The organism is Pseudomonas sp. GNP012 (assembly GCF_054343835.1).
In genome coordinates, this window is record NZ_JBTGUU010000001.1 from 3,209,728 (window position 1) to 3,229,256 (window position 19,529).

Here is a 19,529-nt window from a genome sequence, read left to right on the forward strand (position 1 = left end):
ATCGCGCAAAACCTGTGGGAGCGGGCTTGCCCGCGAAGGGGCCCTGAAGAACACCACAAAACGCCCCGCTATCTTCGGATACCGGGGCGTTTTGCTGTCCAGGATTCAACTAGCGCCACTACCAGCCGACAAACTGGCAATATCAACACATGCACCTGTAGGAGCGAGCTTGCTCGCGATGTTCCTGAGAACGCCGCGGGGTGTCAGGCTTGCGCATTATCGTTCACGACCATCGCGAGCAAGCTCGCTCCTACACACACCACAAAGCCGGAGATAACGGATATGTCCCTACGCACCCTGCTCAGCACCCTGCTGGTAGCCTGCAGTTTTTCGGTCATGGCAGCCACCGAAATCGTGCCCCTGAACTACCGCACCAGCGCCGATCTTCTGCCGGTGGCGCAGGATTTCATCGGCAAGGATGGACAGGTCAGCGCCTACGGCAATCAACTCATCGTCAACGCCGATCAGCGCAAGATCGACGAACTTAAGGCCCTTCTTTCCCAACTCGATACGACACCCAAGCGCCTGCTGATCACTGTCGACACCAGCGACAACAACTTCCAAGGTGACCAGGGTTATTCGGTGAACGGCGCCAAGCCAGCCCAGACCCGCATCATCAACTACAGCACCGACAGCCGTGACGGCGGAATTCAGCAAGTGCAGGCCAGCGAAGGCACACCGGCGCTGATCCAGGTCGGCCAGAGCGTGCCTCTGACCAGTTCGCAGACCGATGGCTATGGCGACCTGCGCAGCCAGACCGAATACCGCAACGTCACCCAGGGCTTTTACGTCACCGCAAACGTCACCGGCGACATCGTTCACCTCTCGATCAGCACCAATCGTGACCGCATGAGCCAGGAGCGTCCCGATGTAGTGAACGTACAAAGTACCGACACAACCGTCACCGGCCACCTCGGTGAGTGGATCCTGCTGGCCGGGGTCAATGGCCAGACCCAGGCCGACAAACAGGGCCAGACCCGCAGCTACTCAACCCAGAGCCGCAACGACATGACTTTGCGGGTGAAAGTCGACACCTTGGACTAAATCACCAAAAACTGACTGACGAGTCGTATTAGACCAAAGATGTAGTGCTTGAAAAAAAGCACTACAAAACGTTTGACGAGCCAAAAAAGCGAAGGCATGATGGCCTCGCTCCCGCTAATCAGGGGCCCTGGCAAGGGCCTTCGAGGCGACGTTCGCACCTACCCCGCGAACCGCTTCGTGTCTGTACCGCCCACAAGGTGTGTTTGACGAGGTTGTCGACTGGAACGAAGTTGTCCCGAGGGACGGAAGCGTAATAGGTAACCCGGCACCACACTGATGTTCGTACCAAGGCCCACGACGCCCGAATGCGCCCGCAGTTCGCCTTTACCTGCTCACTTCCCCTCGAGCCCGTCGTTCATCCCGTCGCCCTCCCCGCCGAATCCGACTTGACCGCTTAAGCTTCTGGTCAGCGAGCGCAGGAATTTTCCACCGCAGAACAACTTTTCATAAAGACGCGACGAGGTTTATCTCCCATGGCACTGACACGCGAACAGCAAATTGCAGCCCTCGAAAAAGACTGGGCTGAAAACCCGCGCTGGAAAGGCGTGACACGCACTTACTCCGCTGCTGACGTCGTCCGCCTGCGTGGCTCGGTTCAACCTGAGCACACCTTTGCAAAAATGGGCGCCGAGAAGCTGTGGAACCTGGTCACCCAGGGTGCCAAGCCAGCCTTCCGTCCTGAGAAAGATTTCGTCAACTGCATGGGCGCCCTGACCGGCGGCCAGGCTGTACAACAAGTCAAAGCCGGCATCCAGGCGATCTACCTGTCGGGCTGGCAGGTTGCTGCGGACAACAACTCCGCCGAATCGATGTACCCGGACCAGTCGCTGTACCCGGTGGACTCGGTTCCAACCGTGGTCAAGCGCATCAACAACTCGTTCCGTCGTGCCGACCAGATCCAGTGGAAAGCCGGCAAGAACCCTGGCGACGCTGGCTACATCGACTACTTCGCACCGATCGTGGCTGACGCCGAAGCCGGTTTCGGCGGCGTACTGAACGCCTACGAGCTGATGAAAAGCATGATCGAAGCAGGCGCCGCCGGCGTTCACTTCGAAGACCAGCTGGCTTCCGTGAAGAAATGCGGCCACATGGGCGGCAAGGTACTGGTTCCTACCCAGGAAGCCGTGCAGAAGCTGACCGCTGCCCGCCTGGCAGCTGACGTCGCCGGTACTCCGACCATCATCCTGGCCCGTACCGACGCCAACGCCGCTGACCTGCTGACGTCCGACTGCGACCCGTACGACCAGCCATTCGTAACCGGCGAACGTACCCAGGAAGGCTTCTACAAAGTGCGCGCCGGTCTGGACCAGGCCATCGCTCGCGGCCTGGCCTACGCTCCGTACGCCGACCTGATCTGGTGCGAAACCGCCAAGCCGGACCTGGACGAGGCTCGTCGCTTCGCTGAAGCGATCAAGAAGGAATACCCGGACCAACTGCTGTCGTACAACTGCTCGCCTTCCTTCAACTGGAAGAAAAACCTGGACGACGCGACCATCGCCAAGTTCCAGCGCGAACTGTCCGCCATGGGCTACAAGCACCAGTTCATCACCCTGGCCGGCATTCACAACATGTGGCACAGCATGTTCAACCTGGCGCACGACTACGCCCGCAACGACATGACTGCCTACGTGAAGCTGCAAGAGCAGGAATTCGCTGACGCCGCCAAGGGTTACACCTTCGTGGCTCACCAGCAGGAAGTGGGCACCGGCTACTTCGACGACATGACCACCGTGATCCAGGGTGGCTCGTCTTCGGTAACCGCACTGACCGGTTCGACTGAAGAAGAACAGTTCCACTGATCTGCTTCTTGAGTAAACAGCCGCTGCGGACACGATAGAAAGCTAACCGCAACGCTGCACATCTGACGCCCCGACCGCCTGGTTCGGGGCGTTTTTTTGCCTGCGACTCAATGCCCCCCCCTGTAGGAGCGAGCCTGCTCGCGATGAACCTGAGGACACCGCGGGTTTTCAGGCCTCCTGCGTCATCGTTGACCACCATCGCGAGCGGGCTCGCTCCTACAAGTGATGCTGGTGACCATGGAAACATTGATCCAGAGCGCTATCACTGTCAGAAAAATCCGCTAAAACGCTCACCGTCGCTACTTGCAGTAACGCCCATATAAGACAACTTCCCGAGCATCTGAAGGATAAGCAGATTAAAAACCAAGCCAAACAATATTGATTATCATTTAGCTGCAACTATGTTCGTTACATTCCCTACAAAACATAATTGACGAAATGTCCGCTAATGCCCGTAACGCATGGGCTGCAGGGCCTTTATGGCTCGCTATGTCCTTATTCCTATAAATAATTTCGCTATGGGAATTTTACTTGCCGGGTGTTTAGCCATAAAATCAGCGGGATTGATTGCTGCGACATATCGTCACTGCTTTTGTTTCTATTCAAGCTCAGAGACCTTTGCTCTCTGTTAAGGATTACCAGCATGCCCGAAGCGACAGGACTCATGGCCCACAACTGGGGCTTTGCCATTTTCCTTCTAGGCGTCGTCGGCCTCTGTGCCTTCATGCTGGGCGTCTCCAGCCTCCTCGGGTCAAAAGCCTGGGGCCGCAGCAAAAACGAACCGTTCGAGTCCGGCATGCTACCTACAGGTGGCGCCCGCTTGCGGCTCTCAGCCAAATTCTATCTGGTCGCGATGCTCTTCGTGATCTTCGATATCGAAGCCCTCTTTCTCTTTGCATGGTCTGTGTCCGTCCGCGAAAGCGGCTGGACCGGATTCGTCGAAGCTCTCGTTTTCATAGCAATTCTGTTGGCAGGCCTTGTCTACCTATTCCGAGTGGGCGCCCTTGACTGGGCTCCGGAAGCTCGGCGCAAGCGGCAAGCGAAGCTGAAACAATGAGGCTTTGGCAATGCAATACAATCTCACCAGGATCGACCCCGATGCTCCTAACGAGCAGTATCCGATTGGCCAGCGGGAAACCGTTTCCGATCCGTTAGAAGATCAAGTCCACAAAAACATTTTCATGGGCAAGCTCGAAGACGTGCTCAACGGCACGATCAACTGGGGGCGCAAGAACTCCCTGTGGCCGTATAACTTCGGTCTTTCGTGCTGCTACGTGGAAATGACCACCGCCTTCACGGCGCCCCACGACATCGCGCGCTTTGGCGCCGAGGTTATCCGGGCATCGCCGCGCCAGGCGGATTTCATGGTTATCGCCGGTACCTGCTTCATCAAGATGGCGCCGATCATTCAGCGTCTCTACGAGCAAATGCTCGAGCCTAAATGGGTTATTTCCATGGGTTCGTGTGCCAACTCCGGTGGCATGTACGACATCTACTCCGTCGTTCAAGGGGTGGACAAGTTCCTGCCCGTGGACGTCTACGTGCCTGGCTGCCCGCCCCGCCCTGAAGCTTTCCTGCAAGGTCTGATGCTGTTGCAGGAGTCGATTGGCCAGGAGCGCCGCCCACTTTCCTGGGTCGTTGGCGATCAAGGCGTGTATCGCGCCGAGATGCCTTCCGAGAAGGAAAAGCGCCGCGAACAGCGTATTCAGGTAACCAACCTGCGCAGCCCCGACGAAGTCTGATCCAGATCTGCTTCTTATATAGAACGAGAACCTGGCTTCATTCTTTACGTTGACCGAAAGCGATAAATAACCATGACTACAGGCAGTGCTCTGTACATCCCGCCTTACAAGGCAGACGACCAGGATGTGGTCGTCGAACTGAACAACCGTTTTGGCCCGGAGGCGTTCACCGCCCAGCCTACCCGCACCGGCATGCCGGTGCTTTGGGTTGCCCGCGCCAAACTCGTCGAAGTCCTGACTTTCCTGCGTAACCTGCCCAAGCCGTACGTCATGCTCTATGACCTGCACGGCGTGGACGAGCGTCTGCGTACCAAGCGTCAAGGGCTGCCGAACGGCGTCGACTTCTCCGTGTTCTACCACTTGATGTCGATCGAACGTAATAGTGACGTAATGATCAAGGTCGCCTTGTCCGAGAGCGACCTCAGCCTGCCGACCATCACCAGCATCTGGCCGAACGCCAACTGGTACGAGCGTGAAGTCTGGGACATGTACGGCATCGACTTCAAAGGCCACCCGCACCTGTCGCGCATCATGATGCCGCCGACCTGGGAAGGTCACCCGCTGCGCAAGGACTTCCCGGCCCGCGCCACCGAGTTCGACCCGTTCACCCTGAACCTGGCCAAGCAGCAGCTCGAAGAAGAGTCTGCGCGCTTCAAGCCGGAAGACTGGGGCATGAAACGCTCCGGCCCGAACGAGGACTACATGTTCCTCAACCTCGGCCCGAACCACCCTTCGGCGCACGGTGCATTCCGCATCATCCTGCAGCTGGACGGTGAAGAGATCGTCGATTGCGTACCGGACATCGGCTACCACCACCGTGGCGCCGAGAAGATGGCCGAGCGTCAGTCGTGGCACAGCTTCATCCCGTACACCGACCGTATCGACTACCTCGGCGGCGTGATGAACAACCTGCCGTACGTGCTCTCGGTCGAGAAGCTGGCCGGCATCAAGGTGCCCGAGAAGGTCGATGTCATCCGCATCATGATGGCCGAGTTCTTCCGGATCACCAGCCACCTGCTGTTCCTGGGTACCTACATCCAGGACGTCGGCGCCATGACTCCGGTGTTCTTCACCTTCACCGACCGCCAGCGCGCGTACACGGTGATCGAGGCCATTACCGGTTTCCGCCTGCACCCGGCCTGGTACCGCATCGGCGGCGTCGCCCACGACCTGCCGCGCGGCTGGGAAAAACTGGTCAAGGACTTCGTCGAGTGGATGCCCAAGCGTCTGGACGAATACCAGAAAGCCGCCCTGGACAATAGCATCCTGCGTGGCCGGACCATCGGCGTCGCCGACTACAACACCAAAGAGGCCCTGGAATGGGGCGTCACCGGTGCTGGTCTGCGTTCGACCGGTTGCGATTTCGACCTGCGTAAAGCGCGCCCGTACTCGGGCTACGAGAACTTCGAGTTCGAAGTGCCGCTGGCCGCCAATGGCGATGCCTACGACCGCTGCATCGTGCGTGTCGAGGAGATGCGCCAGAGCATCAGGATCATCGACCAGTGCCTGCGCAACATGCCGGAAGGCCCGTACAAGGCGGATCACCCGCTGACCACGCCGCCGCCGAAAGAGCGCACCCTGCAGCACATCGAAACCTTGATCACGCACTTCCTGCAGGTTTCGTGGGGCCCGGTCATGCCGGCCAACGAATCCTTCCAGATGATTGAAGCGACCAAGGGCATCAACAGTTATTACCTGACGAGCGATGGCGGCACCATGAGCTACCGCACCCGGATTCGCACCCCAAGCTTCCCGCACCTGCAGCAGATCCCTTCGGTGATCAAAGGCAGCATGGTCGCGGACTTGATCGCGTACCTGGGTAGTATCGATTTCGTTATGGCCGACGTGGACCGCTAAGCATGAACAGCACGCTTATCCAGACAGACCGTTTCACCTTGAGTGAAACCGAGCGCTCGGCCATCGAGCACGAGTTGCATCACTACGAAGACCCGCGCGCGGCGTCGATCGAAGCCCTGAAGATCGTCCAGAAGGAACGTGGCTGGGTGCCGGACGGCGCCCTGTACGCCATCGGCGAGATCCTCGGCATCCCGGCCAGCGACGTTGAAGGCGTGGCGACGTTCTACAGCCAGATCTTCCGTCAGCCGGTCGGCCGCCACATCATTCGCGTCTGCGACAGCATGGTCTGCTACATCGGCGGCCACGAGTCCGTGGTCAGCGAAATCCAGAGCAAGCTCGGCATCGGCCTGGGTCAGACCACCGCCGACGGTCGTTTCACCCTGCTGCCGGTCTGCTGCCTCGGCAACTGCGACAAGGCACCAGCCTTGATGATCGACGACGACACTTTCGGTGATGTGCAGCCAGCAGGCGTTGCCAAATTGCTCGAGGGCTACGTATGACCCTGACTTCCTTCGGTCCAGCCAACCGCATCAAGCGTTCGGCCGAGACTCACCCGCTCACCTGGCGACTGCGCGATGACGGCGAAGCGGTATGGCTCGACGAGTACCAGGCCAAGAACGGTTACGCAGCTGCGCGCAAGGCCTTCGCCGACATGGCCCAGGACGACATCGTCCAGACCGTGAAAGATTCCGGCCTCAAGGGTCGCGGCGGTGCAGGCTTCCCCACGGGCGTGAAGTGGGGCCTGATGCCCAAGGACGAATCCATCAACATCCGCTACCTGCTGTGCAACGCGGATGAAATGGAGCCGAACACCTGGAAAGACCGCATGCTGATGGAGCAACTGCCCCATCTGCTGATCGAAGGCATGCTGATCAGTGCCCGTGCGCTGAAAACCTACCGCGGCTACATCTTCCTGCGTGGCGAGTACACCACCGCCGCCAAGCACCTGAACCGTGCCGTGGAAGAAGCCAAGGCAGCAGGCCTGCTGGGTAAAAACATCCTGGGCAGCGGTTTCGATTTCGAGCTGTTCGTCCACACCGGTGCCGGGCGTTATATCTGCGGTGAAGAAACCGCACTGATCAACTCCCTGGAAGGCCGCCGCGCCAACCCGCGCTCCAAGCCGCCCTTCCCTGCCGCCGTTGGCGTGTGGGGCAAGCCGACTTGCGTGAATAACGTCGAGACCCTGTGCAACGTGCCGGCAATCATTGCCGATGGCGTGGACTGGTACAAATCGTTGGCTCGCGAAGGCAGTGAAGACATGGGCACCAAGCTCATGGGCTTCTCCGGCAAGGTCAAGAACCCGGGCCTGTGGGAATTGCCGTTCGGCGTCACCGGTCGCGAGCTGTTCGAAGACTACGCCGGTGGCATGCGCGACGGTTACAAGCTCAAGGCCTGGCAGCCTGGCGGCGCCGGTACCGGCTTCCTGTTGCCGGAACACCTGGACGCACAAATGTACGCCGGCGGCATCGCCAAAGTGGGTACCCGTATGGGTACCGGCCTGGCCATGGCGGTGGACGACAGCGTCAACATGGTGTCCCTGCTGCGCAACATGGAGCAGTTCTTCGCCCGCGAATCCTGTGGCTTCTGCACCCCGTGCCGCGATGGCTTGCCATGGAGCGTCAAGCTCCTGATGGCCATCGAGAACGGTGAAGGCCAGCCAGGCGACATCGAGACCCTGCTGGGTCTGGTCGGTTTCCTCGGCCCGGGCAAGACCTTCTGTGCTCACGCACCGGGCGCCGTGGAGCCGTTGGGCAGCGCAATCAAATACTTCCGCCATGAGTTCGAAGCCGGTATCGCGCCTGTCAGCGCCGCCGTCCCGCCTCTGGCAAGGCCGATCGTAGTCGGCGCGTAACCGCTTAAAAAGGCGAAGGGTCCGTGCCCTTCGCTTTTCGTGTGATGACGCCGCAAGCGGCTGTGTTGATTCACGCGGATAACAAGATTCCATTAGCCACGCCCGCTGACACCGGGCCAACGAAGAACTTTGAACCATGGCCACTATCCACGTAGACGGCAAAGAGCTCGAAGTCGATGGGGCAGACAACCTGTTACAGGCATGTCTGTCGCTAGGCCTCGATATCCCTTATTTCTGCTGGCACCCTGCCCTTGGCAGCGTTGGCGCTTGCCGCCAGTGCGCGGTCAAGCAGTACACCGACGAGAACGACACCCGTGGTCGCATCGTCATGTCCTGCATGACCCCTGCCACCGACAACACCTGGATCTCCATCGAAGATGAAGAGTCCAAGGCGTTCCGCGCCAGTGTTGTTGAATGGCTGATGACCAACCACCCTCACGACTGCCCTGTCTGTGAGGAAGGCGGTCACTGCCACCTGCAAGACATGACGGTAATGACCGGCCACAACGAGCGCCGTTACCGCTTCACCAAGCGTACCCACCAGAACCAGCAACTGGGCCCGTTCATTTCCCACGAAATGAACCGCTGCATCGCTTGCTACCGCTGCGTGCGCTTCTACAAGGACTACGCCGGCGGCACCGATCTGGGTGTATTCGGCGCCCACGACAACGTGTACTTCGGTCGCGTTGAAGACGGCACCCTGGAAAGCGAGTTCTCCGGCAACCTCACCGAGGTCTGCCCGACCGGTGTGTTCACCGACAAGACTCACTCCGAGCGCTACAACCGCAAGTGGGACATGCAGTTCTCGCCGAGCATCTGCCATGGCTGCTCCAGCGGTTGCAACATCTCCCCGGGCGAGCGTTACGGTGAACTGCGTCGCATCGAAAACCGTTTCAACGGTTCGGTGAACCAGTACTTCCTGTGCGACCGTGGCCGTTTCGGCTATGGCTACGTCAACCGTGAAGACCGTCCGCGTCAGCCACTGCTGGCCAATGGCACCAAGCTGAGCCTCGACGAAGCGCTGGATAAAGCCGCCGACCTGCTGCGCGGTCGCAACATCGTCGGCATCGGTTCGCCACGCGCCAGCCTCGAAAGCAACTACGCGTTGCGCGAACTGGTCGGTGCCGAGCACTTCTACTCGGGTATCGAAGCCGCCGAACTGGAGCGCATCCGCCTGGTCCTGCAAGTGCTCAAGGACAGCCCGCTGCCAGTGCCGAACATGCGCGACATCGAAGACCACGACGCCGTGTTCGTCCTCGGTGAAGACCTGACCCAGACGGCTGCGCGCATGGCCCTGTCCCTGCGTCAATCGGTCAAGGGCAAGGCCGAAGACATGGCCGACGCCATGCGCGTCCAGCCTTGGCTCGACGCCGCGGTGAAGAACATTGGCCAGCACGCGCTGAACCCGCTGTTCATCGCCAGCCTGGCTGAAACCAAGCTCGACGACATCGCCGAAGAGTGCGTTCACGCCGCTCCGGACGATCTGGCCCGCATCGGTTTCGCCGTGGCTCACGCCCTCGACGCCAGCGCACCGGCCGTTGAAGGCCTGGACGCTGAAGCCCTCGAACTGGCCAAGCGCATTGCCGACGCCCTGCTCGCGGCCAAGCGCCCACTGATCATCGCCGGTACTTCCCTGGGCTCCAAAGCCCTGATCGAAGCTGCCGCGAACATCGCCAAGGCCCTGAAGCTGCGCGAGAAGAACGGTTCCATCAGCCTGATCGTGCCGGAGGCCAACAGCCTCGGCCTGGCCATGCTCGGTGGCGAATCGGTCGACGCTGCGCTGCAAGCCGTAATCGATGGCAAGGCCGACGCCATTGTCGTGCTGGAAAACGACCTGTACACCCGTACCGACAAGGCCCGTGTGGATGCTGCGCTGACCGCCGCCAAAGTGCTGATCGTCGCCGACCATCAGAAGACTGCCACCAGCGATCGCGCGCACATGGTGCTGCCAGCCGCCAGCTTTGCTGAAGGCGACGGTACCCTGGTCAGCCAGGAAGGTCGCGCCCAGCGCTTCTTCCAGGTCTTCGATCCGAAGTACATGGACGCGAGCATCCTGGTTCACGAAGGCTGGCGCTGGCTGCATGCCCTGCGCGCCACCCTGCTGAATCAGCCGATCGACTGGACCCAGCTGGACCACGTCACCGCTGCCGTTGCTTCGAGCACTCCGCAACTGAACCGCATCGTCGACGCCGCACCGTCCGCCGCGTTCCGCATCAAGGGCATGAAACTGGCCCGTGAACCGCTGCGCTACTCCGGTCGTACCGCCATGCGCGCCGACATCAGCGTGCACGAACCGCGTACCCCGCAGGACAAGGACACCGCGTTCGCCTTCTCCATGGAAGGTTACTCGGGTTCGGCCGAACCGCGTCAGCAAGTGCCATTCGCCTGGTCTCCGGGCTGGAACTCGCCGCAAGCCTGGAACAAGTTCCAGGACGAAGTCGGTGGTCACATCCGCGCTGGCGACCCGGGCACCCGCCTGATCGAAAGCGCCGGTGACTCGCTGAACTGGTTCGCCAGCGTTCCGCGCGCGTTCAACCCGGCTCCAGGCACCTGGCAGGTCGTGCCGTTCTTCCACCTGTTCGGCAGCGAAGAAAACTCTTCGAAAGCCGCTCCGGTCCAGGAACGCATTCCGGCGGCCTACGTTGCACTGGCCAAGTCCGAAGCCGACCGCCTGGGCGTCAACGACGGTGCCATGCTGAGCCTGAACGTGGCCGGCCAGACCCTGCGTCTGCCGCTGCGCATCAATGAAGAACTGGGCGCAGGCCTGGTGGCATTGCCTGCGGGCATCGCCGGCATTCCGCCAGCGATCTTTGGCAAATCCGTTGACGGTCTGCAGGAGGCAGCTCAATGACCTGGTTCACTCCTGAAGTGATCGACATCATCATCACGGTCCTCAAGGCCGTGGTGATTCTGCTCGCCGTGGTGATCTGCGGCGCCCTGCTGAGCTGGGTCGAACGTCGTTTGCTCGCCCTCTGGCAGGACCGTTACGGTCCGAACCGCGTCGGCCCGTTCGGCGCGTTCCAGATCGCCGCCGACATGATCAAGATGTTCTTCAAGGAAGACTGGACGCCTCCATTCGCCGACAAGATGATCTTCACCCTGGCACCGGTCGTGGCCATGAGCGCACTGCTGATTGCCTTCGCGATCATCCCGATCACTCCGACCTGGGGCGTGGCGGACATCAACATCGGCATCCTGTTCTTCTTCGCCATGGCGGGCCTCTCGGTCTACGCGGTGCTGTTCGCCGGCTGGTCGAGCAACAACAAGTTCGCCCTGCTGGGCAGCTTGCGTGCCTCGGCGCAAACCGTGTCGTACGAAGTGTTCATGGGCCTGTCGCTGATGGGCATCGTGATCCAGGTCGGCTCGTTCAACATGCGCGACATCGTTGAATATCAAGCTCAGAACCTGTGGTTCATCATTCCGCAGATCTTCGGCTTCCTGACCTTCTTCATCGCGGGCGTGGCCGTGACTCACCGTCACCCGTTCGACCAGCCGGAAGCGGAGCAGGAACTGGCCGACGGTTACCACATTGAATACGCCGGCATGAAATGGGGCATGTTCTTCGTCGGCGAGTACATCGGCATCGTGTTGATTTCGGCGCTGCTGGTGACCTTGTTCTTCGGTGGCTGGCACGGTCCGTTCGGCCTCCTGCCGCAGATCCCGTTCATCTGGTTCGCACTGAAAACCGCGTTCTTCATCATGATGTTCATCCTGCTGCGCGCTTCGATCCCGCGCCCACGGTATGACCAGGTGATGGATTTCAGCTGGAAGTTCTGCCTGCCGCTGACCCTCGTCAACATGCTGGTGACCGCTGCGATCGTGTTGCTCAACACGCCCGCCGTCGCGGCTCAGTGAGGATAGAGAATCATGAAGTACATATTTGACATCGTGCATGGCTTCTACACCCAGCTTCGCAGCCTGGTGATGATTTTCGGCCACGCCTTCCGCAAGCGCGACACGCTGCAGTACCCGGAAGAACCGGTCTACCTGCCGCCGCGCTACCGTGGGCGTATCGTCCTGACCCGCGACCCCGACGGCGAAGAGCGTTGCGTAGCCTGCAACCTGTGCGCCGTGGCCTGCCCGGTCGGTTGCATCTCGCTGCAGAAAGCTGAAACCGAAGACGGTCGCTGGTACCCGGACTTCTTCCGCATCAACTTCTCGCGCTGCATTTTCTGTGGCCTCTGCGAGGAAGCCTGCCCGACCACCGCGATCCAGCTGACGCCGGATTTCGAGATGGCCGAGTTCAAACGTCAGGACCTGGTCTACGAGAAAGAAGATCTGCTGATCTCCGGCCCCGGCAAAAACCCTGATTACAACTTCTATCGTGTTGCAGGTATGGCGATTGCCGGGAAGCCGAAAGGCTCCGCGCAGAACGAAGCCCAGCCGATCAACGTGAAGAGCTTGCTGCCTTAAGGAAGAAAGATGGAATTCGCTTTCTATTTCGCATCGGGTATCGCTGTGGTGTCCACGCTTCGCGTGATCACCCACACCAACCCTGTGCACGCCCTGCTCTACCTGATCATTTCGCTGATCGCCGTGGCCATGACGTTCTTCGCCCTCGGCGCACCGTTTGCCGGTGTCCTGGAAGTGATCGCCTACGCTGGCGCCATCATGGTGCTGTTCGTGTTCGTGGTGATGATGCTGAACCTGGGCCCGGCCTCGGTTCAGCAAGAGCGCGCCTGGCTCAAGCCTGGCATATGGGGCGGCCCGGTCCTCCTCGCCACGCTGCTGCTGGTGGAACTGCTGTACGTGCTGTTCTCCCACCAGACCGGTGAAGCCATCGGCCACACCACCGTAGACGCCAAGGCCGTGGGCATCAGCCTGTTCGGTCCTTATCTGCTGGTGGTTGAACTCGCCTCGATGCTGCTGCTCGCCGCAGCCGTCACGGCGTTCCACTTGGGCCGCAACGAAGCCAAGGAGCAATGACGATGCCTGCTATCCCCATGGAGCATGGTCTGGCAGTCGCCGGCATCCTGTTCTGCCTCGGTCTGGTCGGCCTGATGGTCCGCCGCAACATCCTTTTCGTGCTGATGAGCCTGGAGGTCATGATGAATGCCTCCGCCTTGGCGTTCATCGTTGCCGGTAGCCGCTGGGCGCAACCGGATGGACAGATCATGTTCATCCTAGTGATCAGCCTGGCAGCCGCCGAGGCCAGTATCGGCCTGGCGATCCTGCTGCAACTGTATCGCCGCTTCCACACGCTCGATATCGACGCTGCCAGTGAGATGCGCGGATGAACCTTCTCTATCTGACTTTCGTATTCCCTCTCATCGGTTTCCTGCTGCTGTCGTTCTCCCGTGGACGCATCTCGGAAAACCTGGCCGCGCTGATTGGCGTCGGCTCCATCGGTCTGTCGGCGATCGTGACTGCCTACGTGATCTGGCAATTCAACGTCGCTCCGCCGGAAGGCGGCCACTACACCCAGGTGTTGTGGCAGTGGATGGCGGTGGAAGGCTTCACGCCTAACTTCGCCCTGTACCTGGACGGCCTGTCCGTGACCATGCTGGGTGTGGTCGTCGGCGTCGGCTTCCTGATCCACCTGTTCGCGTCCTGGTACATGCGCGGTGAAGCCGGTTACTCGCGTTTCTTCGCCTACACCAACCTGTTCATCGCCAGCATGCTGTTCCTCGTGCTGGGTGATAACCTGTTGTTCCTGTACTTCGGCTGGGAAGGCGTGGGCCTGTGCTCGTACCTGTTGATCGGTTTCTACTACAGCAACCGCAACAACGGTAACGCCGCACTCAAGGCCTTCATCGTGACCCGCATCGGTGACGTGTTCATGGCCATCGGCCTGTTCATTCTGTTTGCCCAACTGGGCACGCTGAACGTTCAGGAACTGCTGGTGCTGGCACCGCAGAAATTCCAGGCCGGTGACTTCTGGATGGTCATGGCCACCCTGATGCTGCTGGGCGGCGCTGTCGGTAAATCCGCGCAACTGCCACTGCAAACCTGGCTGGCGGACGCGATGGCCGGTCCTACTCCGGTTTCGGCACTGATCCACGCCGCAACCATGGTGACCGCCGGTGTCTACCTGATCGCCCGTACCCATGGCCTGTTCACCCTGGCGCCGGAAATCCTGCACCTGGTAGGCATTGTCGGTGGCGTGACTCTCGTGCTGGCAGGTTTTGCAGCCCTGGTTCAAACCGACATCAAGCGTATCCTCGCCTACTCGACCATGAGCCAGATCGGCTACATGTTCCTGGCCCTGGGCGTCGGTGCCTGGGATGGCGCGATCTTCCACCTGATGACCCACGCCTTCTTCAAGGCCCTGCTGTTCCTTGCATCCGGTGCGGTGATCGTTGCCTGCCACCACGAGCAGGACATCTTCAAGATGGGCGGCCTGTGGAAGAAACTGCCACTGGCCTACGCCAGCTTCATCGTCGGCGGCGCGGCCCTGGCGGCCCTGCCACTGGTAACCGCGGGCTTCTACTCCAAGGACGAAATCCTCTGGGAAGCATTTGCCAGCGGTAACGAAGGTCTGCTGTATGCAGGTCTGGTGGGTGCGTTCATGACTTCGCTGTACACCTTCCGCCTGATCTTCATCGCGTTCCACGGTGAAGCGAAGACCGAAGCCCACGCCGGTCACGGCATTGCCCACTGGCTGCCACTGTCGGTGCTGATCGTGCTGTCGACCTTCGTCGGCGCAATGATCGTTCCGCCACTGCACGGCGTACTGCCTGAGAGCGTCGGCCATGCAGGCGGCGAAGCCAAGCACAGCCTGGAAATCGCTTCGGGCGCCATCGCCCTGGCCGGTATCCTGCTGGCCGCGCTGCTGTTCCTCGGCAAGCGTCGTTTCGTGACAGCCATCGCCAACAGCGGCATCGGCCGTGTCCTTTCGGCCTGGTGGTTCGCTGCCTGGGGCTTCGACTGGATCTACGACAAACTGTTCGTCAAGCCGTACCTGGCGATCAGCCACATCCTGCGCAAAGACCCGCTCGACCAGACCATCGGTCTGATCCCGCGCATGGCCAAAGGCGGTCACACCGCCCTGAGCCGTACCGAGACCGGTCAACTGCGTTGGTATGCCGCCTCGATGGCTGCTGGTGCCGTGCTGGTCATCGGCGCCGTCGTGCTGGTAGCGGTCTGATATGAACCTTGCGAATTTGCGAAAGGAAACGAACCCGTCATGATTCTGCCTTGGCTAATCCTGATCCCCTTCATCGGCGGCCTGCTGTGCTGGATGGGTGAGCGCTTCGGCGCCACCCTCCCCCGCTGGATTGCGCTGATCACCATGTCCCTGCTGCTTTCCCTCGGCCTCTGGCTGTGGGCCAACGGTGACTATTCATTCGCTCCGGCACCGGGTGCCGATCCGACCTGGGCGCTTGAGTTCAAGCACGTCTGGATCCAGCGCTTCGGCATCAATGTGCACCTGGCCCTCGATGGCCTGTCGCTGTTGATGATCATGCTGACCGGCCTGCTGGGTGTCCTCTCGGTACTCTGCTCGTGGAAAGAGATCCAGCGTCACGTTGGCTTCTTCCACCTGAACCTGATGTGGATCCTGGGCGGTGTCGTCGGCGTGTTCCTCGCCCTCGACCTGTTCATGTTCTTCTTCTTCTGGGAAATGATGCTGGTGCCGATGTACTTCCTCATCGCGCTATGGGGTCACAGTTCTTCGGACGGCAAGAAAACCCGGATCTACGCGGCGACCAAGTTCTTCATCTTCACTCAGGCTTCCGGCCTGATCATGCTGGTGGCGATCCTGGGCCTGGTACTGGTCAACTTCAACGACACCGGCGTGATTACCTTCAACTACGCCGACCTGTTGAAGACCAAGATGTCGATGACCACCGAGTACATCCTGATGCTCGGCTTCTTCATCGCCTTTGCGGTCAAGCTGCCCGTGGTGCCGTTCCACTCCTGGCTGCCTGACGCTCACGCCCAGGCGCCGACCGCCGGTTCCGTCGACCTCGCCGGTATCCTGCTGAAAACCGCTGCCTACGGCCTGCTGCGTTTCGCCCTGCCGCTGTTCCCGAATGCCTCGGCCGAGTTCGCGCCGATCGCCATGACCCTGGGTCTGATCGGGATCTTCTACGGTGCGTTCCTGGCGTTCGCGCAAACCGACATCAAGCGTCTGATCGCCTTCTCGTCCGTTTCCCACATGGGCTTCGTACTGATCGGCATCTACTCAGGCAGCCAACTGGCACTGCAGGGCGCGGTGATGCAGATGCTGGCCCACGGCCTGTCGGCGGCAGCACTCTTTATCCTGAGTGGCCAGCTGTACGAACGCACCCACACCCGCGACATGCGTGAAATGGGTGGCCTGTGGTCGAAGATCGCTTACCTGCCGGCCCTCAGCCTGTTCTTCGCGGCGGCGTCCCTGGGCTTGCCGGGTACCGGTAACTTCGTCGGTGAGTTCCTGATCCTGATCGGCACCTTCCCGATCGCCCCTTGGATCACCATCATCGCCACGTCCGGCCTGGTGTTCGGTTCGGTCTACTCGCTGATCATGGTCCACCGTGCCTTCTTCGGCCCGGCCAAGTCGGACGCGGTACTGCATGGCATGGACGGTCGCGAAATGATCATGGTGGTCGGTCTGGCAGCTCTGCTGGTCTACATCGGCATCTACCCACAACCGTTCCTCGATACCTCTGCCGCTACGATGCATGGCGTGCAGCAATGGCTCGGCACCGCCTTCACTCAACTCGCTTCGGCCCGGTAAGAGCGCTATGGAATTCACGACTCAACACTTTATCGCGCTAGCGCCGCTGTTGATTACCAGCGCCACGATCATCGTGGTGATGCTGGCAATTGCCTGGCGCCGCAACCACTCCCAGACCTTCCTGCTGTCCGTGGCCGGTCTGAACCTGGCGTTGCTGTCGATCCTGCCAGCCTTGAAGGTCGCGCCATTGGCCGTGACCCCACTGCTGCAAATCGATAGCTTCGCTTGCTTGTACATGGCGCTGATCCTGGTCGCCACCCTCGCTTGTGTCACCCTCGCCCACGCCTACCTCGGCGATGGCGGCACGGGTTACCCGGGCAACCGTGAAGAACTGTACCTGCTGATCCTGATGGCCGCCGCCGGTGGCCTGGTGCTGGTCAGCGCGCAGCACCTGGCCGGGTTGTTCATCGGTCTGGAACTGCTGTCGGTGCCGGTCTACGGTCTGGTGGCCTATGCCTTCTTCAACAAGCGTTCGCTGGAAGCCGGTATCAAGTACATGGTGCTGTCGGCTGCCGGCTCCGCGTTCCTGTTGTTCGGTATGGCACTGCTGTACGCAGACTCCGGCTCCCTGAGCTTCGTCGGCATCGGTCAGGCGCTGGCGGCTACCGGCCTGCCAAGCTCGCTGGCACAACTGGGCCTGGGCATGATGCTGATCGGCCTGGCTTTCAAGCTGTCGCTGGTGCCCTTCCACCTCTGGACTCCAGACGTTTACGAGGGTGCTCCGGCACCGGTCGCAGCGTTCCTGGCCACCGCTTCCAAAGTAGCCGTGTTCGCAGTGATGGTGCGCCTGTTCCAGATCTCGCCAGCGGCCAGCAGTGGCGTGCTGAGCGACGTGCTGACCATCATCGCCATTGCGTCGATCCTGTTCGGCAACCTGCTGGCACTGACCCAGAGCAACCTCAAGCGTCTGCTGGGTTACTCGTCCATCGCCCACTTCGGCTACCTGCTGATCGCCCTGGTGGCGAGCAAGGGCCTGGCCGTGGAAGCCATCGGCGTGTACCTGGTCACCTACGTGATCACCAGCCTCGGCGCTTTCGGCGTGATCACCCTGATGTCCTCGCCGTACAAAGGCCGTGACGCAGACGCCCTGTACGAATACCGCGGCCTGTTCTGGCGCCGTCCGTACCTGACCGCCGTACTGACCGTGATGATGCTGTCCCTGGCCGGTATCCCGCTGACCGCGGGCTTCATCGGCAAGTTCTACATCATCGCCACCGGTGTCGAGTCGCACCAATGGTGGCTGGTCGGCTCCCTGGTACTGGGCAGCGCCATCGGCGTGTTCTACTACCTGCGTGTGATGGTCACCCTGTACCTGATCGAACCGAACCTGCGTCGCGTCGACGCCCAACTGCACTGGGAACAACGTGCAGGCGGCGTGATGCTGCTGGCCATCGCGGTACTGGCCTTCTTCCTCGGCCTGTACCCACAACCGCTGCTGAACCTGGTTCAACAGTCGGGTCTGGCGGGTTGATCGCTTAGGCGGCTCTCGGTAACAAATAGAAACGGCGCCTTCGGGTGCCGTTTTTGCGTTTGGGGGTTTTCAAGGTCAAAAGATCGCAGCCAGCGGCAGCTCCTACATTTGGGAGGCGTACATCCTGTAGGAGCTGCCGCAGGCTGCGACCTTTTAATCTTCATGGCCTACCCTCTTTTCAGAAAGTATTTGTCTGACGATCAGCAATTGATGACATCCGGCGATTGCTCCGAACGCTAATGTGAGCGACGGGCTTACAGGAGTATTCAAATGAAACAAGAACCGATGGTGATGATGTGCAATGAAATGGCGAAACCGACCTATGGTTCGCTTGCCTTTGCCGCCCCGAAAAATTCTGGCTATATTTGTCCAGAATATGGGAGAGAAATCATGATCATCGTTCCGTTGGCCGAAGCAAAAAACAATCTGTCCAAACTCGTCGACGATGCGGCGGCCGGCCAGATCATAACGATTGCCAAGCATGGTCGAGCCTTGGCCCGCCTTGTTCCCGTAGGAAAAACCAGCGGGAAGCGTATCGGTGCGATGAAAGGCAAACTGGTTCTGGCTGAAGATTTCGATGCACCACTGCCGGACGACATGCTGGATGCTTTTGAAGGAACCCACGAATGAGGGTTCTGCTGGACACTCATGTTTTGCTTTGGGCTCTCAGCGATGACCCCAAACTATCCGGCAAGGCCAGAAAGCTCATTGAAGGCGCTGCCGACATATACATCAGCGCAGCGACATTCTGGGAAATGGCAATCAAGGTCGGGCTGGGAAAGCTCAATGTTGATCTGGAAGAAATCCGCCAGTACTGCCTCGAAAGCGGGTTCATCGAATTGCCTGTGACTTCAGAACATGCCATTGCCGTGAAAGACCTCGAACATCACCATCGTGATCCGTTCGACCGCCTCATTGTTGCAACCGCGATGACTGAACCCATGAAACTTCTAACGTCTGACCCATTGGTGGCCAAGTACACGGATTTGGCTATTTTGATTTAGTCAGCCCAACTCCGATCAAATGCGAGAGCGGGCTTGCCCGCGAAGACTGTAGGTCAAGCACAAATGAAAACGGCACCTTTCGGTGCCGTTCGCCTTTCACA

Annotated in this window: 17 protein-coding genes; all 17 read left to right on the forward strand. The window is 60.1% G+C overall.

The window, feature by feature from the left end:
* The first annotated feature begins 282 nt into the window (after window positions 1-282).
* Window positions 283-1,044, forward strand: a complete 762-nt coding sequence (locus tag ACXX83_RS14390) for a secretin N-terminal domain-containing protein (RefSeq protein WP_458548900.1) — start codon at window positions 283-285, stop codon at window positions 1,042-1,044.
* Between the two features lie 473 nt (window positions 1,045-1,517).
* Complete coding sequence (gene aceA / locus ACXX83_RS14395; RefSeq protein WP_007970439.1) at window positions 1,518-2,843, forward strand: isocitrate lyase; 1,326 nt, start codon at window positions 1,518-1,520, stop codon at window positions 2,841-2,843.
* 643 nt (window positions 2,844-3,486) lie between these two features.
* Complete coding sequence (locus ACXX83_RS14400; RefSeq protein WP_003223812.1) at window positions 3,487-3,900, forward strand: NADH-quinone oxidoreductase subunit A; 414 nt, start codon at window positions 3,487-3,489, stop codon at window positions 3,898-3,900.
* A gap of 10 nt (window positions 3,901-3,910) precedes the next feature.
* Window positions 3,911-4,585, forward strand: coding sequence for a NuoB/complex I 20 kDa subunit family protein (locus ACXX83_RS14405; RefSeq protein ID WP_007970441.1), 675 nt, complete (start codon window positions 3,911-3,913; stop codon window positions 4,583-4,585).
* Window positions 4,586-4,657: 72 nt separating this feature from the next.
* Window positions 4,658-6,442: an NADH-quinone oxidoreductase subunit C/D gene (gene nuoC, locus ACXX83_RS14410; protein ID WP_458548905.1), complete on the forward strand. Its 1,785-nt coding sequence runs from the start codon at window positions 4,658-4,660 to the stop codon at window positions 6,440-6,442.
* A 2-nt stretch (window positions 6,443-6,444) separates the two neighbouring features.
* Entirely contained in the window at window positions 6,445-6,942 is a 498-nt protein-coding gene (gene nuoE, locus ACXX83_RS14415; protein WP_008020715.1) for an NADH-quinone oxidoreductase subunit NuoE, read from the forward strand.
* Window positions 6,939-8,294, forward strand: coding sequence for an NADH-quinone oxidoreductase subunit NuoF (gene nuoF, locus ACXX83_RS14420; RefSeq protein ID WP_057714158.1), 1,356 nt, complete (start codon window positions 6,939-6,941; stop codon window positions 8,292-8,294). Before nuoE ends, nuoF begins: the two co-directional genes overlap by 4 nt.
* A gap of 136 nt (window positions 8,295-8,430) precedes the next feature.
* Complete coding sequence (gene nuoG, locus ACXX83_RS14425; protein ID WP_458548907.1) at window positions 8,431-11,145, forward strand: NADH-quinone oxidoreductase subunit NuoG; 2,715 nt, start codon at window positions 8,431-8,433, stop codon at window positions 11,143-11,145.
* Window positions 11,142-12,149, forward strand: a complete 1,008-nt coding sequence (gene nuoH, locus ACXX83_RS14430; protein ID WP_217835706.1) for an NADH-quinone oxidoreductase subunit NuoH — start codon at window positions 11,142-11,144, stop codon at window positions 12,147-12,149. Before nuoG ends, nuoH begins: the two co-directional genes overlap by 4 nt.
* Before the next feature lie 12 nt (window positions 12,150-12,161).
* Window positions 12,162-12,707 (forward strand): NADH-quinone oxidoreductase subunit NuoI, encoded by a 546-nt coding sequence (nuoI, locus tag ACXX83_RS14435; protein ID WP_015094374.1) that lies wholly within the window; start codon window positions 12,162-12,164, stop codon window positions 12,705-12,707.
* A gap of 9 nt (window positions 12,708-12,716) precedes the next feature.
* Entirely contained in the window at window positions 12,717-13,220 is a 504-nt protein-coding gene (gene nuoJ, locus ACXX83_RS14440; RefSeq protein WP_015094373.1) for an NADH-quinone oxidoreductase subunit J, read from the forward strand.
* 2 nt (window positions 13,221-13,222) lie between these two features.
* The gene (nuoK, locus tag ACXX83_RS14445; protein ID WP_007946416.1) at window positions 13,223-13,531 is read left to right on the forward strand and encodes an NADH-quinone oxidoreductase subunit NuoK; all 309 of its coding nucleotides are present in this window, start codon (window positions 13,223-13,225) and stop codon (window positions 13,529-13,531) included.
* Window positions 13,528-15,381, forward strand: a complete 1,854-nt coding sequence (nuoL, locus tag ACXX83_RS14450; RefSeq protein WP_458548910.1) for an NADH-quinone oxidoreductase subunit L — start codon at window positions 13,528-13,530, stop codon at window positions 15,379-15,381. Before nuoK ends, nuoL begins: the two co-directional genes overlap by 4 nt.
* 39 nt (window positions 15,382-15,420) lie before the next feature.
* A complete protein-coding gene (gene nuoM, locus ACXX83_RS14455; RefSeq protein ID WP_015094371.1) occupies window positions 15,421-16,953 on the forward strand; it encodes an NADH-quinone oxidoreductase subunit M in 1,533 nt (510 codons plus the stop codon).
* A 7-nt stretch (window positions 16,954-16,960) separates the two neighbouring features.
* Complete coding sequence (gene nuoN / locus ACXX83_RS14460; RefSeq protein ID WP_015094370.1) at window positions 16,961-18,424, forward strand: NADH-quinone oxidoreductase subunit NuoN; 1,464 nt, start codon at window positions 16,961-16,963, stop codon at window positions 18,422-18,424.
* 294 nt (window positions 18,425-18,718) lie between these two features.
* Window positions 18,719-19,054 (forward strand): type II toxin-antitoxin system Phd/YefM family antitoxin, encoded by a 336-nt coding sequence (locus ACXX83_RS14465; RefSeq protein WP_458550202.1) that lies wholly within the window; start codon window positions 18,719-18,721, stop codon window positions 19,052-19,054.
* Entirely contained in the window at window positions 19,051-19,428 is a 378-nt protein-coding gene (locus tag ACXX83_RS14470; protein WP_007981254.1) for a type II toxin-antitoxin system VapC family toxin, read from the forward strand. The genes ACXX83_RS14465 and ACXX83_RS14470 overlap by 4 nt, the downstream gene beginning before the upstream one ends.
* Window positions 19,429-19,529 lie beyond the last annotated feature (101 nt).

Bases quoted from the DNA above. Each gene is read 5' to 3' on its own strand.
- nuoI (WP_015094374.1), top strand. From the start codon at position 12,162: ATGAAGTACATATTTGACATCGTGCATGGCTTCTACACCCAGCTTCGC.
- nuoF (WP_057714158.1), top strand. From the start codon at position 6,939: ATGACCCTGACTTCCTTCGGTCCAGCCAACCGCATCAAGCGTTCGGCC.
- ACXX83_RS14470 (WP_007981254.1), top strand. From the start codon at position 19,051: ATGAGGGTTCTGCTGGACACTCATGTTTTGCTTTGGGCTCTCAGCGAT.
- nuoL (WP_458548910.1), top strand. From the start codon at position 13,528: ATGAACCTTCTCTATCTGACTTTCGTATTCCCTCTCATCGGTTTCCTG.
- nuoM (WP_015094371.1), top strand. From the start codon at position 15,421: ATGATTCTGCCTTGGCTAATCCTGATCCCCTTCATCGGCGGCCTGCTG.
- aceA (WP_007970439.1), top strand. From the start codon at position 1,518: ATGGCACTGACACGCGAACAGCAAATTGCAGCCCTCGAAAAAGACTGG.
- nuoK (WP_007946416.1), top strand. From the start codon at position 13,223: ATGCCTGCTATCCCCATGGAGCATGGTCTGGCAGTCGCCGGCATCCTG.
- nuoN (WP_015094370.1), top strand. From the start codon at position 16,961: ATGGAATTCACGACTCAACACTTTATCGCGCTAGCGCCGCTGTTGATT.
- ACXX83_RS14390 (WP_458548900.1), top strand. From the start codon at position 283: ATGTCCCTACGCACCCTGCTCAGCACCCTGCTGGTAGCCTGCAGTTTT.
- nuoJ (WP_015094373.1), top strand. From the start codon at position 12,717: ATGGAATTCGCTTTCTATTTCGCATCGGGTATCGCTGTGGTGTCCACG.
- nuoC (WP_458548905.1), top strand. From the start codon at position 4,658: ATGACTACAGGCAGTGCTCTGTACATCCCGCCTTACAAGGCAGACGAC.
- ACXX83_RS14465 (WP_458550202.1), top strand. From the start codon at position 18,719: ATGTGCAATGAAATGGCGAAACCGACCTATGGTTCGCTTGCCTTTGCC.
- nuoG (WP_458548907.1), top strand. From the start codon at position 8,431: ATGGCCACTATCCACGTAGACGGCAAAGAGCTCGAAGTCGATGGGGCA.
- ACXX83_RS14400 (WP_003223812.1), top strand. From the start codon at position 3,487: ATGCCCGAAGCGACAGGACTCATGGCCCACAACTGGGGCTTTGCCATT.
- nuoH (WP_217835706.1), top strand. From the start codon at position 11,142: ATGACCTGGTTCACTCCTGAAGTGATCGACATCATCATCACGGTCCTC.
- nuoE (WP_008020715.1), top strand. From the start codon at position 6,445: ATGAACAGCACGCTTATCCAGACAGACCGTTTCACCTTGAGTGAAACC.
- ACXX83_RS14405 (WP_007970441.1), top strand. From the start codon at position 3,911: ATGCAATACAATCTCACCAGGATCGACCCCGATGCTCCTAACGAGCAG.